This is a genomic window from Polystyrenella longa, assembly GCF_007750395.1.
GTDB classification, from domain to species: domain Bacteria; phylum Planctomycetota; class Planctomycetia; order Planctomycetales; family Planctomycetaceae; genus Polystyrenella; species Polystyrenella longa.
Genome location: NZ_CP036281.1, coordinates 4,959,958 through 4,980,339 on the forward strand (window position 1 = coordinate 4,959,958; position 20,382 = coordinate 4,980,339).

Annotated in this window: 13 protein-coding genes; 9 read left to right on the forward strand and 4 right to left on the reverse strand. The window is 50.6% G+C overall.

The window, feature by feature from the left end:
* Nucleotides 1-107: 107 nt before the first annotated feature.
* Nucleotides 108-368, forward strand: coding sequence for a hypothetical protein (locus Pla110_RS18415; RefSeq protein WP_144997922.1), 261 nt, complete (start codon nucleotides 108-110; stop codon nucleotides 366-368).
* Between the two features lie 120 nt (nucleotides 369-488).
* On the forward strand, nucleotides 489-1,967 hold the full coding sequence (gene miaB, locus Pla110_RS18420) for a tRNA (N6-isopentenyl adenosine(37)-C2)-methylthiotransferase MiaB (protein WP_144997924.1): 1,479 nt from the start codon (nucleotides 489-491) through the stop codon (nucleotides 1,965-1,967).
* A 6-nt stretch (nucleotides 1,968-1,973) separates the two neighbouring features.
* Here the strand turns inward: miaB and Pla110_RS18425 are convergent, their stop codons facing one another.
* Nucleotides 1,974-2,876 (reverse strand): TIGR01777 family oxidoreductase, encoded by a 903-nt coding sequence (locus Pla110_RS18425; RefSeq protein WP_144997926.1) that lies wholly within the window; start codon nucleotides 2,874-2,876, stop codon nucleotides 1,974-1,976.
* A gap of 366 nt (nucleotides 2,877-3,242) precedes the next feature.
* Between Pla110_RS18425 and cobA the strand changes: the two genes are divergently transcribed.
* The 5 genes from cobA (at nucleotide 3,243) to Pla110_RS18450 (ending at nucleotide 12,029) form a co-directional block, all read left to right on the forward strand.
* Nucleotides 3,243-4,814, forward strand: a complete 1,572-nt coding sequence (gene cobA / locus Pla110_RS18430) for a uroporphyrinogen-III C-methyltransferase (RefSeq protein WP_144997928.1) — start codon at nucleotides 3,243-3,245, stop codon at nucleotides 4,812-4,814.
* 103 nt (nucleotides 4,815-4,917) lie between these two features.
* The gene (locus Pla110_RS18435) at nucleotides 4,918-6,369 is read left to right on the forward strand and encodes a S41 family peptidase (RefSeq protein WP_231742574.1); all 1,452 of its coding nucleotides are present in this window, start codon (nucleotides 4,918-4,920) and stop codon (nucleotides 6,367-6,369) included.
* A gap of 93 nt (nucleotides 6,370-6,462) precedes the next feature.
* Nucleotides 6,463-7,521, forward strand: coding sequence for a tRNA (adenosine(37)-N6)-threonylcarbamoyltransferase complex transferase subunit TsaD (tsaD, locus tag Pla110_RS18440; protein WP_144997930.1), 1,059 nt, complete (start codon nucleotides 6,463-6,465; stop codon nucleotides 7,519-7,521).
* Between the two features lie 404 nt (nucleotides 7,522-7,925).
* Nucleotides 7,926-10,457: a PSD1 and planctomycete cytochrome C domain-containing protein gene (locus tag Pla110_RS18445; protein ID WP_144997933.1), complete on the forward strand. Its 2,532-nt coding sequence runs from the start codon at nucleotides 7,926-7,928 to the stop codon at nucleotides 10,455-10,457.
* Nucleotides 10,458-10,565: 108 nt separating this feature from the next.
* Nucleotides 10,566-12,029: a DUF1501 domain-containing protein gene (locus Pla110_RS18450; protein ID WP_144997935.1), complete on the forward strand. Its 1,464-nt coding sequence runs from the start codon at nucleotides 10,566-10,568 to the stop codon at nucleotides 12,027-12,029.
* A 116-nt stretch (nucleotides 12,030-12,145) separates the two neighbouring features.
* Here Pla110_RS18450 and Pla110_RS18455 read toward each other — a convergent pair whose 3' ends face one another.
* Both Pla110_RS18455 and Pla110_RS18460 read right to left on the reverse strand, forming a co-directional pair.
* On the reverse strand, nucleotides 12,146-13,591 hold the full coding sequence (locus Pla110_RS18455; RefSeq protein ID WP_144997937.1) for a hypothetical protein: 1,446 nt from the start codon (nucleotides 13,589-13,591) through the stop codon (nucleotides 12,146-12,148).
* Nucleotides 13,592-13,620: 29 nt separating this feature from the next.
* Entirely contained in the window at nucleotides 13,621-16,341 is a 2,721-nt protein-coding gene (locus Pla110_RS18460; RefSeq protein WP_197440281.1) for a vWA domain-containing protein, read from the reverse strand.
* Nucleotides 16,342-17,019: 678 nt separating this feature from the next.
* Between Pla110_RS18460 and Pla110_RS18465 the strand changes: the two genes are divergently transcribed.
* A complete protein-coding gene (locus Pla110_RS18465) occupies nucleotides 17,020-18,591 on the forward strand; it encodes a hypothetical protein (protein WP_144997941.1) in 1,572 nt (523 codons plus the stop codon).
* Nucleotides 18,592-18,768: 177 nt separating this feature from the next.
* Here Pla110_RS18465 and Pla110_RS18470 read toward each other — a convergent pair whose 3' ends face one another.
* Complete coding sequence (locus Pla110_RS18470) at nucleotides 18,769-19,242, reverse strand: hypothetical protein (protein WP_144997943.1); 474 nt, start codon at nucleotides 19,240-19,242, stop codon at nucleotides 18,769-18,771.
* Between the two features lie 336 nt (nucleotides 19,243-19,578).
* On the opposite strand from Pla110_RS18470, the gene yaaA reads away from it, so the two are divergent.
* On the forward strand, nucleotides 19,579-20,370 hold the full coding sequence (gene yaaA, locus Pla110_RS18475) for a peroxide stress protein YaaA (RefSeq protein ID WP_144997946.1): 792 nt from the start codon (nucleotides 19,579-19,581) through the stop codon (nucleotides 20,368-20,370).
* Nucleotides 20,371-20,382: the final 12 nt, after the last annotated feature.

Genomic DNA, 20,382 nt, shown 5'->3' on the forward strand with positions numbered 1-20,382 from the left:
GTTTAGTCTGGTCAACGAACGGTCCGACTCGATTTGGCCGGAATGACCAGTCATCTGGTTCGCAAACCTGAATGGCCTGAAACTTCAAACGCGAAGGGATATAGCGAATGAGTTCCATCCAACTAGGCGTCTATCTGATTGCGACTTTCCTGGCGATCCGATCCCTCTCTTCTCTGATGACTCACCATCGTCAGCATTACCTGCTGGAGCGGGTACGAGATATCAAAGCCGAGATTGACGAAGACGCACGGCAGACACGGACAATGCAGCTGGAAGAGCATGCCCGCGAGTTACACGAGGCACGTGCCTTACAGCTTGAGCAACAACAGCAGAAAAAAAATGAGAAAAAAGCGGGCTCAGCAGCCTGAACCCGCCAGCTGGCTTGATGCTCCTGATATGATAATCCAATTCGTCAGCTTGCCTGACCGTGGCTGCGTCGCGTACTGACATTGGCTGCTCAAGAGACCTTTTTTCTGGTAATTGCTGCTATGACCACCGAGTCCAAAATCACTCCCGTCGAACATAACCAGAAACTGTACATCGAGACAGTTGGCTGTCAGATGAATGTTCTTGACAGCGAACTGGTGGTCGGAGCATTACGCCAGGAAGGTTATGAGCTGACCAGCGACATGCTTCAGGCAGACACCGTCCTGTTCAATACTTGCAGTGTTCGAGAACATGCTGAACACAAAATCTACAGCCAGCTCGGCCGTATGAAGTTCAGCAAACGGGAACGGCCCGACCAGGTCATCGGCGTGATCGGTTGCATGGCCCAGAAAGATCAAGACCTGATTTTCCGTCGCGCTCCCCATGTCGATATCATTGTCGGCACCGGCCAATTGGGTGAAATTCCCAGGATGGTTCGCGAAGCCCGGAGTAATCGTGAAAAATCAATGGCTCTCAGCCTGGGACGCAAAGCAGGCTCCCGCGATTCGGTCAGTGCCAGTTTTGAAAGCTACGACCCACTTCGCGAACCTGAAATGCGTCCATCGCCTTACCAGGCGTATGTCCGCATCATGATTGGTTGCGATAAGTTCTGTACTTACTGCGTCGTCCCCTCCACACGTGGACCCGAGCAGAGCCGTGCCCCCAAAGACATTCTCAGCGAAACTCGCGTGCTTGCCGGCCAGGGAGTAAAAGAAATCATCCTGCTCGGACAGACAGTCAACAGTTACAAACATACGGAAGACGGTCGATTACATCGTCTGTCGGACCTGCTGCATCAACTTCATGACGTCGACGGAATCGATCGCATCAAGTTCATCACCAGTTATCCCAAAGACATGGGGAACGACTTACTCGAAACGATACGGGACCTTCCTAAAGCGGCTCACTACCTCCATGTTCCCATTCAATCAGGTTGTAACGACGTTCTCAAAATGATGAAACGAGGTTACACAGTCGAACAATACATGGAGATGATGGGTCGCATCCGCGAAATTCTCCCGGACTGTGCCGTCTCCAGCGACTTCATTGTTGGTCACCCGGGCGAAACGGAAGAGTCCTTCGAGAAAAGCATGGACATCATCCGCGAATGTCGATTCAAAAATAGCTTTATCTTCAAATACAGTCCACGACCCGGGACCAAAGCATTCGAGCTTTACGAAGACGAAATTCCAGACAAAGTCAAAAAACGCCGTAACAATGAAATGCTGGCACTGCAGAACCAGATTAGTGAGGAAGACAACGCTGGCTTCATTGGAAAAGAAGTCGAAGTACTCGTGGAAGGTGCCAGTAAAACGGAAGTAAAAAAATCAGGGTCTAATTCGGAAGAGACCGACGGGACGATTCAGTTGATGGGACGAACTCGGTGCGATCGGATCGTCGCCTTCGATGGCAACCCTCGCTTAAAGGGAACGCTGACGAACATTTCCATCTTCGATTGCACTCCGACGACCTTACTCGGTTCGATCGTCACCCGGTCCTATCAGCACGGAACCGAAGGCATGTTGCCGATTCTGCAATAATACCCGCTACGATTTTTTGAGAATCGACTGCAGAGCATCTTCCAGACTTAGTAGCTCAAATAGAAAACCCTCCTGCTCCAACTTCGCTGGAATGACATTGGCACTGGCCAGTAGTAAGTCGTCCGCCATTTCTCCAAGCGCCGTTCGCACCGCAAATGCGGGAACAGGCAGGCAGGTTGGCCGCTTCAGCACTTTTCCGAGTGTCTTGGTGAATTCGTAGTTCGTAACCGGGCAGGGGGCCGTACCGTTCACGGGTCCGGAGATTTTGGGATGCGTCATGGCGAAGTGAATGATTCGCACGAGATCCTCAAGAGCCACCCAACTCCAGTACTGTTTTCCCGATCCCACTTTACCACCAAGCCCCAGCTTGAATGGTAACAACATCTTCTGGAGCGCTCCTCCTTCTTTCGAGAGAACAATCCCTGTTCTGATAATGGCGACGCGGATTCCTGCGTCACTTGCGGGAGTCGTCGCTCCTTCCCACAGCTTGCATGTGTCTGGTAAAAAGCCCGTACCTGGAGCGCTCTCTTCGGTCAGTTGTGATTCCCCCCGGTCACCGTAGTATCCAATGGCGGATGAGCTTATGAGAACCTCGGGGGGATTCTCCAGCCCGGCAATCGTTTCGGCGAGAAGTCGCGTCCCTTTCTCCCGGCTTTCGACAATCTTGCGTTTGAGTTCTGGAGTCCAGCGGCCGGAAGCGATATTCTCGCCCGCCAGATGAACGACAGCATCGATCCCTTCCAGCTTATTTTTTTCGATCTCCCCCTCCTGCGGAGACCAGAAGACAGCCTCCATCCCTTTTCCCTCTTTCGAGCGGGTCACGGGGAAAACTTGATCGCCCCGTGCTTCCAGAAATTGAGTCAAGGCTCTACCGACCAGACCAGTCGCCCCAGTGATGGCCACTTTCATATTTCATTTCCTCAGAGGGAATATTTTGAATGAGATTGTAACGGAGGGAACCGGAAATCGTTGCAATTCAAAAACAAGAAAAGTGATCGCCTTCTTGAAATTCGAAGTCGCCGCATTGATTTGGAAGGGAAAGCGAAGGAAAGACGGTTACTCCTTTCCCGATTTATCTTAGCATTATAAGATCAGGGAACGAACGGCAACTCTGGGCATCCACTATGTTTTAGATCTTGTCTAAGAATAAGAATGGCGTTTAGCGGTCGCAATTATCTTGAAAACGTAGTTTTGTGTCACCTGAATTCACCACGATAAATGTGATCCGCTCTCGATAAATAAGGTTGATATCAGGAATAATACCTGTGAGAAGTTATGAGTAAACCAGGTTTTGTCTATTTAGTAGGCGCAGGCCCCGGGGATCCGGGATTAATCACCGTCAAGGGGCTCGATTGTCTCCAGCGCGCCGATTCGATTTTGTACGACGGACTCGTCAATCCGTTGCTACTTCGCCACACATCGGCTCACGCCGAACGAACCTGTCGGTCGATGGGATCCCACGGAAAATGGTTGAACCAATCCGAGATCAACGAGCACCTCATCACTGAAGCACGCGCCGGTAAAACAGTTGTCCGCTTAAAGGGAGGCGACCCTTACATTTTCGGACGCGGTAGTGAAGAAGCGGCCGCGTTGGAAGAGGCGGGCATTGCCTATGAAGTCGTTCCCGGTATCACTGCCGCCACCGCCGCTGCTGTTTACGCAGGTCTCTCGTTGACCCATCGTGACTTCGCCTCTGCTGTGGCGTATGTCACTGGCCATGAAGATCCGGCAAAAGAAGACTCCACGCTCGACTACGAAAGCCTGGCTCATTTTTCGGGTACTCTTGTTTTTTATATGGGCCTGCATCGACTGCCACTCATCGCGGAAAAACTGATCGCCGCAGGCAAACCGGCGAACACGCCCGCCTGCGTTGTACGCCGCGCTACCTGGACCGATCAACGGGCGCTCTCTTCTACTCTTGCGGAACTCCCCACCGCAGTGAAAGAAGCGGGGTTCAAAGCACCTTCGTTAATCATCGTCGGAGACTGCGTGCAGCAGCGAGAACAAATTGACTGGTTCTGTCGCCGGCCATTACTTGGCAAACGGATTGGAATTACTCGACCGGAAGTGATCCGTGCTTCCTCAGAAAAAGAAAACGAACCAGACAACGTCGACAGAGTCATCCATCAATGTTGGGAGCTTGGCGCCGAACCGGTGTTAATCCCCACGATGCAGATTCGCCCCGTGGCAGATGCGACCCTAGTGGTGGAAACGATGCAACGAATTGATCAGTACGACTGGCTGATCTTCACCAGCGAAAATGGTGTTCAGTTCTTTCATGACTTCCTCTGGGCCGCAGGGAAAGACGCGCGGGCCTTTAGTTCCTGCAAACTGGCTGCAATTGGTTCCTCCACGGCCGCGGCGTTGGAACGGTATCACTTGCGTGCCGATTTAGTTCCGGAGGAGTTTCGAGCCGAAGGACTGGCCGCAGCATTAAAGCCACATGTCGACGGGAAACGACTCCTGTGGGTACGTGCTAATCGAGGTCGGGATATCCTACCGGAGGAATTGAGGCCCCACTGCGATTCCTTCGAAGAACTCGTTGTCTACGAACACACTGACATCGAGAATTGGTCACCGGAAACAGTCCAGCAAATACAACAGGGAGGACTCGACTGGATCGGTGTTAGCAGTCCCGCGATTGCCCGGCGACTTAAGTATCTTCAAGAGACTCATCTCGAACTGTCGGACGCACTGGAGAAGACTCGCTACGCCGCTCTCAGCCCGGTCACATCGCAGGCGGCAGACGAAATCGGATTACCGATCTCCGCCACTGCCGAAGTATTTACCTGGAACGATTTGCTTAACACGATCAGCCAGAACGACTTGAAAAAAACTGTCCAGTAATTTCCACGTGTCCCAAGATCAGGAAATCAACAGCTTGTCGCGTCCCGGTGTATCACCTAGACTAAATAGATTGCCCGAACGACCTGTTCACGGGTCGCGCGTGGTGATTTCCGAATTAGCCTCGAAATCGACCAGCCCCGCTTCCTCAGCAATTGATCCCGATACTTCCAACCGAACCAAGGAGCATGTCCAGATGCGGACCGCCTGTGCCACAATTCGCTTCGATAAGAAACGGATTCTTCATTCCTGTGCTCTGTTCATGTTGTTTGTCATTATCTTAATTGCAAGTTCAGCATTTCTGCTGGCCGATGACGAAACCGAGAAATCAGACGAAGAACGTTACTACGAATTAATGTCTCTCTTCGTGGATACCTTCGAAAAGATCGAGAAAAACTACGTCGATGAAATCGACCGGCGCGAAATGGTCGAGGCCGCCGTTCGAGGAATGTTGCGAGAACTCGACCCGTACAGCAACTACATCAGCCGCAACGATATTCAACGCTTCAATCAGACTGTCGATCAAGAATTCGGTGGAATTGGAATCCAGGTGTTTGTCGATCCCGATACAACCCGGCTGACTGTCATGACGCCTATTCCGGGAACACCTGCTTACGCTGCCGGTGTCAAGGCGGGTGATACCATTCTGGAGATCGAAGGAAAATCGACAGATGGCTTTCAGGTATCAGACGCCGTTGAACTGTTAAAAGGGAAACGGGGTGAGAAAGTCAAACTTAAAATTCTGCACAATAACGAAGCCGATCCAATTGACCTTGAGATCGAACGGGATGTCATCAAACTCTCCACCGTTCTGGGAATGAAATACAACGATGACGCAACGTGGAATTTTTGGCTGAATGATGAAGAAAAGATCGCCTACATCCGTCTCACCCATTTCAGCCGGCGGAGTTCCGAAGAACTTCAAACTGTTCTCGACGAACTCGTGCTGAAAGGAATGCGAGGTTTGATCCTTGACCTTCGTTCCAACCCGGGCGGATTGCTGTCGCAAGCGACAGACATTTCAGACATGTTCATCGAGAGTGGTCGCATCGTCAGCACTAAAGGTCGTAACACGCCCGAACGCGTCTGGGATGCCCGGTCCGAAGGAACGTACAAAGGCTTTCCAATGGCAGTTCTCGTTAATCGATTCAGTGCATCAGCAAGTGAAATCGTTGCCGCCTGCCTGCAGGACCATGACCGGGCCGTCGTCATTGGAGAACGGACTTGGGGCAAAGGCTCTGTTCAGAACGTCTTCGATCTGGAGGCGGGTAACAGTGCCTTGAAACTGACCACTGCCAGTTATCACCGCCCCAGCGGTAAAAACATCCACCGCTCCCGGAACGCCAAAACTACGGATGACTGGGGAGTGATGCCGAACGAAGAGTACACGATTGATTTTTCGAATGACGAATTGCGAGCCTACCTCGAATTCCGCCGTAAATTGGACGTCATCGGTGCAGTCGAAGAAGAGGATCCGTTCGATGACACTCAGCTCAACAAAGCAATGGAATATGTCGAATCGAAACTGAAACCGGAAAAAGAAAAAGAAACAGAGTAAGATTCCCAGAACGGCATCTGGATCACTTCTGCAGTAAGTGACCCATAGCTATCCGGTACATTCAGATCGATTTGAGGAGAAGAGGTATTCCCCATGAGTGCAGCCACGGGCGAGAACAGGAGCGATGCCCGATTAATGTTGGCTCTGGAATCGTCATGCGATGAAACGGCCTCCGCGATCATCGAACGAGACTTAACAGTTCGATCGAACGTTGTCGCCTCGCAGGCGGAACTACACGAAAAGTATGGCGGAGTTGTCCCGGAGATTGCCTCTCGTGCCCATGTGACGAATCTGTTGCCCGTGGTGCAAGAAGCGGTCACGCAGGCGGGCATCACCCTGAAAGACATCGACCTGATCGCCGTCGTCACCCGCCCTGGACTCGTAGGCTCCTTGTTAGTGGGACTGACGGCCGCCAAGACGTTTGCCGCCACATTGAACGTACCCCTGATCGCCGTCGATCATGTACAGGCCCATCTCTATGCCTGCCGAATCGCCGCGAAACGCGACCTCTTTCCCGCGATTGGTCTCGTCGTGAGTGGAGGTCACACCAATCTGTATCTCTGCAAAAGCGCCACGGAATACGAACTGATCGGTTCTACCATCGACGACGCGGCTGGAGAAGCCTTCGACAAAGTCGCCAAGATTTTGAAACTCCCGTATCCCGGGGGGCCTCACATCGAACGAGTCGCTGCCGATGGAAACCCGAGTGCGTTTAAATTCGTGCGCACATTCATAAAAGAAGACCGCCTTGATTTCAGTTTCAGCGGCTTGAAGACAGCTGTGCTCTATCAAGCTGAAGGCACACCAGGAGCAGTCAAACAACCTCCACCCCTCGACGAGCAACGAATCAACGATCTGGCAGCCAGTTTTCAAGAAGCAGTCGTCGATGTCCTTGTCGGAAAATGCAAACAGGCACTGGAACAGTACCAGCTGCAAACTCTGCTTATCGGCGGTGGAGTCGCTGCGAACGGTCGGTTCCGCTCGGCCTTGGAAGAAGCAGCGCAGGAAAACAACTTCGATCTCCATATTTCCCCCCGTGAATTCTGTACAGATAACGCCGGCATGGCGGCAATTGCCTGGGAGCATTACGAACGTGGTGAGCTAGCCGATTTGAAGATTGATGTCACACCGGGGCTGGTTCGAAAAAGCTAGATCCTGTCCAGGATAAGTGTGCCGGCTATCGGTCCCTATAAGCCCTTAAAAACAGCAGGCTACGCCGCCAGAACACGCCACGGTTATCTGGGATGCGCTCTAGAGCCAGTGACCCTTTAATCGATGGGATTCAAATCCTGTTTGAATGTATTAAAGCTTGTTTTCGCCATGACCTTCCGGAAGCAGCCTTAAATCGAACTCGCTTTCGAATTCACTCCCACTTCCTTTCAGGAAGACCGTAGAATACGGTATCGTAAACGCCAGGAAACGACGCTGACTTTGCAGTCCTACTTTTCCAAGGTTGGATTTGCTACCAAGTCACATATTTAGTATTATTAAATAAATACTCGCTGATATAATCATTCCCTCGCCGCCCCCTTTTCTGTTGAACCGAAGGCCGTCTGATGAAGACCTTCCCATCCCTCCTGTTCGGACTCGCACTCGCCTTTTTACCCGGAGTTGCCACTGCAGTCCGGGCGGAATCGGCAGAGACTCCGGAACTTACTCCTGAGTTCTCACAGGAACAGATCGCTTTTTTCGAGACTTCCGTCCGCCCTCTGTTAAAGAGTGAATGCTATCAATGTCACTCGGCGCGGAAGCAGGAAGGAAGCCTACGCCTTGATGCGCGGTCCCTGATCCTCGAAGGGGGAGAAAGCGGCGCCGCCGTCGAACCGGGCGACCCCGACTCCAGTCTGTTGATTGGAGCGGTTAGGCGGGAAAGTTTCGAGATGCCGCCGAAAAAGAAGCTGCCTGAAGATCAAGTTGCCATCCTGACCAAATGGGTCGAGATGGGTGCCCCCTGGCCTGCAGGCGAAGAGATCGAACCGATCATCGACGAGCGTGCAGAATTGTCAGAAGCGGGACACCAACATTGGGCGTTCCAGCCAGTTCAACCTGTCGAGGTACCGGAAGTTCAAAATTTAGACTGGATTCGAAATCCCGTCGACGCCTTCATCTTAAACCGTCTTGAACAACATGAAATGACCCCTTCCGCCCCTGCGGATCGTGCCCAATTGATCCGCCGCGTTTATTACGATCTGACGGGACTCCCTCCTGAGACCGATGAAGTCCAGCAATTTATTAACGACGATCGACCCGAAGCATATGCCGAGCTCGTCGACCGTTTGCTCGCCTCTCCGCACTATGGAGAGAAGTGGGGACGTCACTGGCTTGATCTCGTGCGTTATGCGGAAACGAATAGTTACGAACGGGACGATCCCAAACCGTTTGTCTGGAAATACCGCGACTATGTCATCAGTTCGTTTAACGAAGATAAACCCTACGATCAATTCATCCTCGAGCAACTGGCAGGAGACGAACTTGATCCGGACAATCCGGAAGCAATCATCGCCACGGGATACTATCGACTCGGTATCTGGGACGACGAACCTGCCGATCGGGTACTCGCTTATTTTGACGACATGGATGATGTCGTCTCGACGACTTCCGAAGTCTTCATGGGTTTAACCTTCGGTTGTGCCCGTTGCCACGATCATAAACTCGACCCGATCTTGCAAGCAGATTATTACCGCCTGCTGGCATTTATGAGAAATGTGAAACGATATGGGGTACGCGCGGACGATACAGTCCATGCCAACTCCGTCACCGACATTGGCTCACCCGAGGAGAAAGCCCACTACGCTAAAGCAATGGCTGAATACAAAGTTCGAGTTAACGAACTACAAACGCAGATCACCGTTCTGGTAAAGCCGGTCGTCGATCAGTTACAGGGAGTCGACAAAGAAGAGTGGCAGTATGAAAATCGGCGAATTGATATCCTCAACAAGTTCGCTCCGAAACTGATTTCCCAATCGAATGTCGACAAATACGTCAGTCTTTCAGAACATCTGACTGCGCTCAGGAATTCTCCCCCACCCGGCTTGGAAAAGGCGCTCTCCGTAAAAGAAGAAGGGCCTGACCCCCTTCTGACCTTCCTGATGCAGCGTGGAAACGCCCATTCACCCGGTGAGCAAATCGAACCTGTTCGTCCTTCGGCGCTCGTTCCTTTTACTCCGGAACTGGAGCCAATTGAACCACGAGAACACTCAACGGGGCGTCGAGCGGTACTCGCCAAATGGCTCGCTTCCGCCGAGCATCCTCTAACAGTCCGAGTTCTGGTGAATCGGGTTTGGCAGTTTCATTTTGGACGTGGCATAGTCCGCTCGACAAGCAATTTCGGACTGGCGGGCGAAGAGCCAACTCACCCGCAACTGCTGGACTGGTTGGCTCAGGACTTCGTTGATCATGGATGGAGCCTTAAGCACTTGCATCGCCGCATGTTGCTTTCTTCGACCTACCAGATGGCGTCGGCATCCCGACAGGATCATGCCGACCGAGATCCGCAGAACGATTTATTCTGGCGATTCAACATGCGTCGACTGGAAGCGGAAGAGGTTCGCGACTCCATTCTGGCCGCCAGTGGGAACCTGACCTCAAACAAACTTTACGGCCCCAGTATCTATTCCTACATCCCCGATGAAGTCAAAGCGGGACAATCGCGTCCAGGGCATGGGTGGGGAACGTCATCCCCGAATGAACGGTATCGCCGATCTATTTACATCCACGCAAAACGGTCATTGGTCACCCCCATCCTCTCCAGCTTCGATGTTGCTGACTTAGATGACAGTTGCCCGGTTCGATTCGTCACGACTCAACCAACGCAGGCGTTGGGAATGCTCAACAGTGATTTCCTCACAGAGCAGGCGGAAGACTTCGCACGCAGTCTGGTCGAATCCGGGAAAGACTCCAGCGATACTGACTTGGTCCAAAAAGCTCTAAAGCGAGTTCTTCAACGAGAACCAACCGAGATTGAAATCGAACGAGGTGTGAATTTCATTATTAAGATGCAACAGGACCGAGGCATGAACTATGAGCGAGCGGTTCAGAGTTTCTGCCTGCTTGTGTTGAACCTGAATGAATTCGTCTACCTCGACTAAAATATATTAAAAACAGAGAACTTCAATTCTCCAGGGTTTGACTCGACCGATTGATGGTTGATTTACGCTTGGCGAAATGAACTGAATTACACAGAGTGGAGTAATACCATGAATCAATCCGGAAAACAGAACTTCTGTGGACGAACACGCCGGGAGTTTATGTGGCAGACAGGCGCGGGATTCGGCAGCGTTGCCCTGTCAGGTATGCTGGGAGATGATTTCTTCACTAAGCAGTCGATGGCGGCTGACGGAGTCACTCCGTTTGAATCGCCCCTCAGCCCGAAAGACCCGCATTTCGATCCGAAAGCGACTTCGGTTATTTTTCTATACATGTATGGCGGTCCGAGCCATATCGACACGTTCGATCATAAACCAAACATGATTGGCATGGATGGAAAGACCATCGAAGTCAAAACCTTCGGTCGCGGCGGACACAAGAACCAGGGCCGCATCGTGGAACCTCGCTGGAAATTTCAGCAGTACGGTGAATCAGGTCAGTGGGTCTCGGAACTGTTTCCCCATCTCTCGGGATGTGTGGATGACATCGCCTTCCTGAAATCAATGACGGCAGATTCGCCCATCCATGGATCCGCCATGTTGATGATGAACTCCGGTCGAATCCTCAGTGGAAGTCCCTGTATAGGATCGTGGGTGAATTATGGACTCGGAACTGAAAACCTCGATCTCCCCGGTTTCGTCGTCATGCTCGACCCTCGTGGGGGCCCGATCAGTGGAGCCAAAAACTGGAGCAGTGGTTTCATGCCTGCGTCCTACCAGGCCACTGTCATGCGGTCTAAAGGGGCTCCAATCCTCGATCTTGTTCCTCCCAAAGGAATGAGTCGCGACGCTCAACGCGATCTGCTCGACTCTTTGATGGCTTACAACAATGATCACATGGATACCCGCGCATACAACTCTGACCTCGCCGCGAGAATTGCGAACTATGAACTCGCTTTCAAGATGCAGAGTTCTGCTCCCGAGGCGACAGACATCAGCCAGGAGACGCAGGAGACTCAAGAATTATACGGACTCCACGACGAGCATTCCGGAACGTTTGGACGTCAATGCCTGCTCGCTCGACGGCTAGTGGAACGGGGGGTTCGCTTTATCCAGATCTATTCCGGCGGCCACCATAACGATGCCAACTGGGATGCCCACGGAGACCTGGAAGACAATCACAATCTACACGCCGCTGAAACCGACAAACCGATTGCCGGTTTACTCAAAGATCTCAAACAACGAGGCATGTTGGAAAATACACTTATTGTCTGGGGCGGCGAATTCGGACGCCAACCGACAGCCGAATACGCCAAAGGAACTGGTCGCGACCACAACTCCTATGGCTTTACCATGTGGATGGCGGGTGGAGGAATTAAAGGAGGCCAGTCTGTCGGCACCACCGATGAAATCGGGAGCCAGGCAGTGGAAGACAAGCTTCACGTCAAAAATCTGCACGCGACGATTCTGCATCAACTCGGACTGGACCACACTAAGCTAACGTACTTCTACGATGGCCTTGATGAAAGCCTTGTAGGAATCGAAGGAGCCGAAGTGATCCATCAGGTCATCTGACCGGAAGTATCGACGCACTCATCTGGGAGGCAGAATCTCCAAATAATTCTGCAGCCATAAAAGAGCCAATACGCAAGAGACAGAGGTGCCCACCTTTGGATCACCACTCTCTTCTGTTATGGATTTTGCTGGACGGCACCGAAAGTAAAGACATCGGTGATATTCGAAAAGACGGGACGTGTGCTGATGCGTACGTAACGTCGATCGGCGGACACCACAGCCATAGCTGTCATACTGACCCCTTCGGAGAGATTCGTCACCTCCGGCTGATACCCCACCGCCGTTCCCCCGCCACCACCCGCCGCAAAGTTCTGGATGTTGCCTTGTTGTCGGAGTGCCTGCCCCATTTCCTGGGGGTTCGAGGTTGCTACGGGAATTTCTCTGCGTTGCTGATGCTTCAATTGTTTGACTTCCGTTGCCGTTAATGCCCGGCGAGGCCCAGCATTCTTCAGTTCTCCCTGTTCGAGCAATGCGGTACGACGTCCTGTGGGCAACTGCAACTGAATCGTCTGCGTCTCCGCACCTACTGGTAAAACAAACTCCTGAATCGTCTCTTCAGGACTCCCTGCATTTCGCCAAATTTTGACACGAAATCGATTCCCGACGACGTCTCCCAGAATATGTTGAATTCGTAATTGATAAACACCTGGCGTTGCTTGAGCGACCACGTATTCTTCGTAGCAGTTCTTCGGTTCAGGACCGAAACCGTCATGTAGAAATTGACCACCATTGATCGTCTGCGGTTGATGCAAGGAACAAAGGGTGCCATCTGGCTCACTGATAGTCAGGTCCAGATCGGCTGCTCCGCTCCAACTGATCTTCACTCGCAAGTCCTGTTTCAATGCAGACGCCAACTGACTTGCTAACTGCTCACTTTGTTCCGGTGCACTCTCTTTCGTCTGCTCGATTAGTTTCCGAAATGCAGACTCCGCTTGAATTCGCCGAGATTGATACTTGGAATCCATTGCATTGACTAGTATTCCATTCGCAGCCCATGCAATGCTTTCAGAATCTTTTAACTCCTCAGCCACCTTGAGCCCCAACACGAAAGCCTCAACCTGGCTGGGCAACAATTCCGCTGCCTGCTTATACAATTTAAGCGCCGCCTCTTTTGCATCGAGACGGTTTAAATAAGCTGCGGACATAAGTAAATGCGGAACATCACTCGCTCCGAAATCGATATTCGAAAGTAAGACGCGGTCGATCTGGGCCTGCGGATAATCTTCATTCCGCATTGAAAAAGCAAGGACTTCGTACATCCATGGTTGCGAGTAGCCTGCAAGTAAAGCCTGTTCGATCGCTGCAATCACCTGTGAATGAGCTTTCTGTTCCACCAGTTTTAAGACGACTCGGGAAACAGTTTCACTGGTCCGCTCTTCTTTGAAGTACTTCTGCCAGACGGCCTCCGGCGCTCCTGAGTCCAGATCAGGCAAAGCGTTTCGAGAAGGTTTTGGGCCGTCGTTTTCTGCCTGAATATTGGGTTCTGAAGTCAGTTCATCGCGCAAAAGAAGAGCGACAGACATCGTGGCCTGACGCTCTTCCTCGCGAATTACGCTACCCATCCCAAGCAGACTACCTGCTCTACTGTCAATTACAGGGACTGAGCTTTTTTTTTCAAGTCGGGTCGATTGGGATGACGGAGGTCAGGCACGGAAAATAACTGGTTGCCACCACCTAAACCACCACCTAAACCACCACCTACACCACCATTACCGATACCCCCGTTCTGAGCACCATTAATTCCCTGGCCACCACCTCCCTGATTCTGAATAGGAATCACAAGGTCGGTTACTGGATAGATTTTCAATTGAAGAAATTCGGTATTATTCTGAGCTTCGTCTTCTGTCAGAATAAACAGGACTTCGTCTTTGATCGCGTAAGTGAGATCATGATCTCCCAGTAGCAACCGCAAGATACTTCGAAGTTTGATACCAGAGTAGTTCTGCTCAATTTCAATCGACTCCAGGTCACCCAACGTGTCCGTGACGGAAGTGTGAATTTTAATCATAAATCCACCCTGATCGGAGATCTGATTCAACGCTTCCTGCAAACTCAGACCTTGAACATCAAGTTCATAGACGCGGTCCAGTTCTTCACGAATTTTCTTTTCGCGAGGACTCTGTTTGAAGATCGAAACCTGTTTCCATTTCGCTCTGTTACGTGTTAGTGCTTGCCAGATTTCTGGAGCGGGATAAGCGATTGGTGGTTCATCCGGGAAGGGAATATGCGATTTTTCAACTTCTTCGAGGGTCGCCAACCAACGGTCACGACGAACGTTGTTCAATCGATAAACCAAGTTTAGCTGAGTCAAAGCTTCTGCCTGGAATCGAGCGGCAGTCGCAGTCCCGTTTAAGGGGAAAGCTTCCAGGGCTTTCGTTCCCACAGCCTGAGCTTCTTCGAAGGCATCCACGTTTCCATGAATAGCGTCGTAAAGTAAACTTCGAATTCGTGCCATATAGGCTTCGAGTTCTTCTTCGCTTCGGAGTAATTGATCGACAGCTCGTGCCCGAGCTTCCAGCTGAGAACGCTCGTTCTCAATTTGAATTCGTAGTTGTTGTGCGATCTCAATTCGATTCTGAGCTTCAGCCAGTTTCGATTTCAATTTACGAATCAACTCATCACGAACATCGGGACCGATATTGGATACGGCGGCGATGTGTGTAATAGCACGTTTGATTTCGCTGATCACCGATTCGGGATCAAGATAGATTTTCTCATTGGCATCTTCGATCAATAATTCCACTTCACGAGCATAACGTTGTTCGTAAATACGAATCAGCTGTTCCTGCTCGGACAATAGGTCCACGTTGGCGCCACCAGCACGAGGCTGGAGATCGCTGGGCTGAGGATCGATTGGTTGCTGAGGATCAATCGGTTGCTGAGGAGCGATCGGTTGAGAATCGCTGGGTTGGAGAAAATCACTCGACTGAATTTCGTTATCGTCAGTAGGACTAGGTTCTTCCGCTTTAAGATCTGCCGGACCTGGTAAATCCGATTCCGCTTCCTGGATAGGAGTGGGAGTAAATGGCTTTTCTTTGATAGTCGGTGCGGGTTCGTTATCAGGAGCCAGCAAGTCGCCTTCATCATTGGCTGGTGGAGCCCCCAAAGGAGGTACGGGGCCATCACCACCATCAGTTTGAGCGACGGTCAGAAACTCAAAGCGGAAACTATCTGATTTTAATAATTCGGCGTGTCGGTTACCGGGATTCAACTGCTCCATCGTCTGGCTCAGCTGATTTGCGGTACGATGATCGTTTAAGTCGAGTGCACGCTCGGCCTGTTCGCCCAATTGGTCGAGCTGAGTCCGAACAGCTTTCCCTTGAAGTTCCAATAGGTCAGCGCCAGCAAAAGCGACTTTCAATCCATTGGACTGCATAGCTGCCTGCCAGGCGGAACCGAGGATGTTGTCAATTTCTTTATCTGCTTTTAGCTTAACGGCGGTCCCGCTCTTCAAGTGGATCGATTTGGGCAGGGCACCTTTTGCCAGGTAGATCGTTTCGCGGTCAGATCGAACCGGCAGTGCCTCGGATGGCAGCACCCGAACGGTGGGACAATTCAGCTCCGAGGGATATTCAACTTCAGATTTAATCGCTTGAGCAAGCTCAGCGCCAACAGCAGGTGCATTCTCGATTAATAGTTCTTCATTATCAAACTTGACGACACCTCCGGTGAAATTCGCCATGATACCGAGCAACTGAAAATCGATCATGGGACCGATACCGAAACTGTGAACAGCAATTTTCTGTTCCTGCAGGTCGTCGATCAGATCGCCCATTTTCTCCTGAGAGATCAAGCGTCCTCGACTCATACCATCCCCGAGGTAACAGATCGCGCCCTGACGACTCTCTTTCAACAGCTCGCGAGCATGTTCGAGACCGGGCAGCAAATTTGTTACACCAAGTGGAACTCGTGATTTCAGTGTGGCCAACCCTGTTCGGATTTCTTCCGAATCTGCGGCAGAGAATTGAGTCGTTAAGTCCTCAACAGTGACATCGACAGCAACCAGGTGGACACGGTCGCGAGAGGAAAGAGAGCTCAGCAAGTTATCCAATACAGATAACGCCAGAGTGCGATGGTCGCCGACTTGACTGGCGGATGTATCCACCAGAATAACGATGTCGCGGTCAACCTGTGATACTGTTGCAGTCGACTGAACGCCTATTGCAAAGGTTTGCTCGATTTCAGCAGGTTCGGAATGATATAACCGTCCGGAGAGGGGTCCCGCGCTTGCTGCTGTCACTTGAGCCAGGAAAAGAGCCCCCGCTGCGACAGAGAACAAGCGGTGTTTTTTAACCCCTGAAATGAGTCCCATTTTGCAACTCCCGATTTTTCTCTTTGGATGCGTTTGTCGTTGTCTGCGTTCAATGCATTTATTAAAGCCGATGCACGCGATGAACATCGATTTTGGAACGCGAATTCTGTAAGACTGCTGCCGAGCGGCATCACTGTAGATATTCACACGGCGATCTGGGGGAAATGATCGATTGTAAATGGAAGTGAACGCTCGAAGTGCAATAAACCAGAACTCGTAAACTTCTGTATAGATTGTCCCTATCTAAAAGGTAGGTCCAATTTGATTGTATATTCACCGTCGGACGGCAGAGAAGATAATTTGCCCCTAATCCCCCAATTTATGCAAATTTAAAGCGTTTCGATTCCGCCAGCACTTAACATCGTTTCAGCCGGACATCTCGCGAGCTTCTTCGAATAGAGAATGAAGCAAAATGAGATGAGTCAATAATCCTCTTTTCTCTGTTACGTCGACAGAATGTTAAATAAACGACACTTCTTGAAATAATGCTTCTATCAGCGGAAATACTGGGCCCTGATACTAATGATTCCTCAAAGGCGACGATTTTTCGATCGAACGGTCGGTAAGAGTATCAATTGAACTGATTAGGGGAGTTGTACCGGGTCGATGAGTAAAACAGGGCGCAAAGACGGTACGCCTTGTATTTAACGGCAATCTCTTATCTCATCGGTTACCTCCATGTGGTACAGGACTCACACATTCTGCACGGTCTTGGCTGTATTGGCAGTTGTTGGGTGGAGTAGTTGGCACATCGACAGTGGTTCGACTTTCGCCAAATCCACTAGTCCGAAATCGTTGGCTTCCCCTCAGACGAAGAACGGACTACAGGCGGGGCAAGCCTATGCGATTGAATTTCCATCTGCATTCGAACAACCAGAATCGGCACTGGAGATCACGAACCTCCCGGATGTCTATTTCGATCTCCCGGCAGGGGAGCAGAATTTCCAGTTGGTTCTGGGCTGTGTGCAGGGAGAGCTAGTCGGAAACTCGTTCGAACTGGAAGTGGTTTCGAAACAAGAATCCCCTGAGGGGGCAAGCTCATTGCCATTTCAAGGTCGAGCTAAGTTCATCCCCCTCCCCCCTCTGTTGATTCCCCGCAATACGACACACAATGCAAATTTATTTCTCACAGGTGCGGCGCGCAACCCGGGTTTCGGTTCACCAGATCGGTTTAAATTCGATTTAACTACAGAAAGAATATTGCGAACGTTTTATCTCTACGGAGGTGAAGGGGATTTTCTTGATCAACAAAGTTACCAGCAGTGCCCAACTCGGTTACTGGCTGAAAGCACGCATCTTCGTATCTGGTACGACACGAGAGATGAATCTGAAGTCACGAATGACGACCAGATTCAGCATCGCCATCAGCAAGCAGAGCATTTGGCTTCCGTATTCGAGCAATTGATCGTTCCACGATTGATACCCTGGCTCGGTGAAGTGAGTGACCTGGACCGGGACGGTAAATTTTCCATCGTGTTGAGTTCTCAATTAAATGAGATTTCTAAGGGAAAAGAACCACTCGTCGGCCTAACGTGGTCGGGCGATTATCGTCGCAACTTACCAGCTCCCTTGGGAAATTCGTCCGATGTTGTCTATCTCAATTCGAGCAGCGCTGACCTGAAATTGTTAACCGAAGTTCTTGTTCATGAATACGTTCATGCACTCTCTTTCGATCTGCATCTCGAGGCATCATCGTCCCCGCAATATTCTCGTTCTGAGGACGACTGGTTGAATGAGGGACTGGCTCACGTAGTAGAGACTCAGTTAACGGGGACGCAATTCAATATCCACGATCGCCTGCGTGAATTTAATTCTCGACCTGAGCTCTATCCACTTGTGGTTCCCAACTACAGCCGCTCCGGATTGTGGCGTTCGCCCGGTTGCCGCGGTGCCACATTTTCATTCTTGCGATGGTGCATTGATCAGCGAGACCTGCAACTCGTTCCGGATCTCATCCATGCTGAAAACGCTGGTATGCCTAACATGGTCCAGAAGATGGGACAACCCTTTGCCGACCTGTTTCGCGGCTGGTCGATTTCATTATCGCAAGAATCAACCAGCAATCTCACCATGCAGCAGGGAGATACACTGCACTGGTTGCAGGCGGTGACGGCAAGTCGCTCATTTTTAATTCATCAGCGTGCGGAAGAGCGTTTGCGAGTCCGTATTAAAAACGAATCGGAAAGCGGTATGCAACTTACGTTGATTCCGCTTTCCGATCCGAAAGCTGAGGAAGCTTTATTAAATTGAAGTGCGGAAATTAATCCGCTTATTTAGATCGTATAGTGGATGTCCGTCGTTACGATTTCTGACTTAAAACTAGATTGACAGTCCAATAATACGCACTGCACTAGTCAAAACAACTCATTTGATATATCAGTTTTACGTCGACAATTGCAAATAAAAACAGCAGTTTTTTCTCTTTTTTCAATTGCCTGCGGTAATCGCTTCGAAATCCTTAAATAACTTCTTCATTCGTTCGGGAGAATAAAGCCGAAGAGCTTTCCCTCTGTACATTAATCGGTTGTCCTCATCGAAACTGACTTCAGAACGAATACTGGGATCAGCGAGACCGGCGTACAGTGCCCCGAATGTAAAAGGATCGACTCCCGTACCTCTTTCCAGATCCTCTAGTGTTCGAGTTCCTCCTGCGCCTATCGCCAACACGTTCACAACAGAGAGACCGACCTCCTGCCGGCCAGATGCGACTAAGTCTTTCTGAACATCAGCCAATGTCGCGTATGAATTTCGAATTCGCGTGAGGGATTCTGTCGACACTCCTTCCGTCCGTGATGGTCCTTGAGCACGTACTTCGGAGATTAGATTCTGATGGGCCAGTCCCATTCCGTATCCCACTCCAATCAGTGCCAATGTCAGGAACATTTTCGATAGATGCGTCATTTAGCGAGGTTCTTTCTTTTCGATGCGTAGTAGATGTGAAGCGCGTTCGAGAAGAGTAACCTAGCGGACGACGATCAAATTTCAAACGATCAGTCATTGTCGGATTAGAATTTCAATACACAATAAGAACGATTGGGTGTAACACGTGCTGCAATGCCTGATCAGATGTACGAGATTCGATTGCTTATATCACTAAATGCGTGTACGCATATTCGCTGGTGACATTGCTGAAGGCAGTTCGCTTGTTAAACTACAAACGCAAAATTCAGCAGCGATCAACATCTTTTCCTTGAGACCAAACGAATGATTTTCGAAACGTACAGGAACCCCGATTAAATGCTTGCTTTGATTTCTCCAGCTAAACGATTAGATGAGCAGCCTGCCCCAATCGATCTCGAACTGACTCAGCCCGAACTACTCGACGAGTCGCAGGTTCTGATTAACAAACTCAAAAAGATGTCGGTGAAAAAACTTACGGAACTGATGAATATCAGTGAGGACCTCGCCACCTTAAATCGGGAACGTTATCAGAACTGGTCATTGCCCTTTACTGCCAATAACGCGGCCCCTGCGCTGACCCTCTTCAAAGGGGACGTGTACCTTGGCATGAATCCCGAGTCTTTCAACAAGACCGAACTTCGATTTGCTCAGAAGCATCTTCGCATTTTGTCCGGTTTATATGGCGTGCTGCGACCGCTCGATTTAATGCAGCCCTACCGGTTGGAAATGGGAACCGATCTCTCGGTTGGGCGTAGCAAGAATCTGTATGCATTCTGGGACGATAAAATCACGAAGGAAATTAATACTGCATTAGCAGACAGCAATTCGCCGGTCATCGTCAACCTGGCCTCGAACGAATACTACAAATCAATTCGACCTAAAAAGATCGAAGGAGAAGTAATCACACCCGTCTTTAAAGAAGAGAAAGCGGGGAAACTTCGAGTGCTTGGTATGTTCGCCAAGCAGGCGCGAGGCATGATGGTGAATTACATCGTGAAAGAGAAAGCCAACGATGCCGAAAGTTTGAAAGACTTCCACCAGGCGGGATACACGTTTGATGAATCTCTCTCTTCCGAAAAGCAATTTGTTTTCGTCCGCCCCCAACCCGCACCCGTTTCGAGTCGCTAACGATCGTTGATC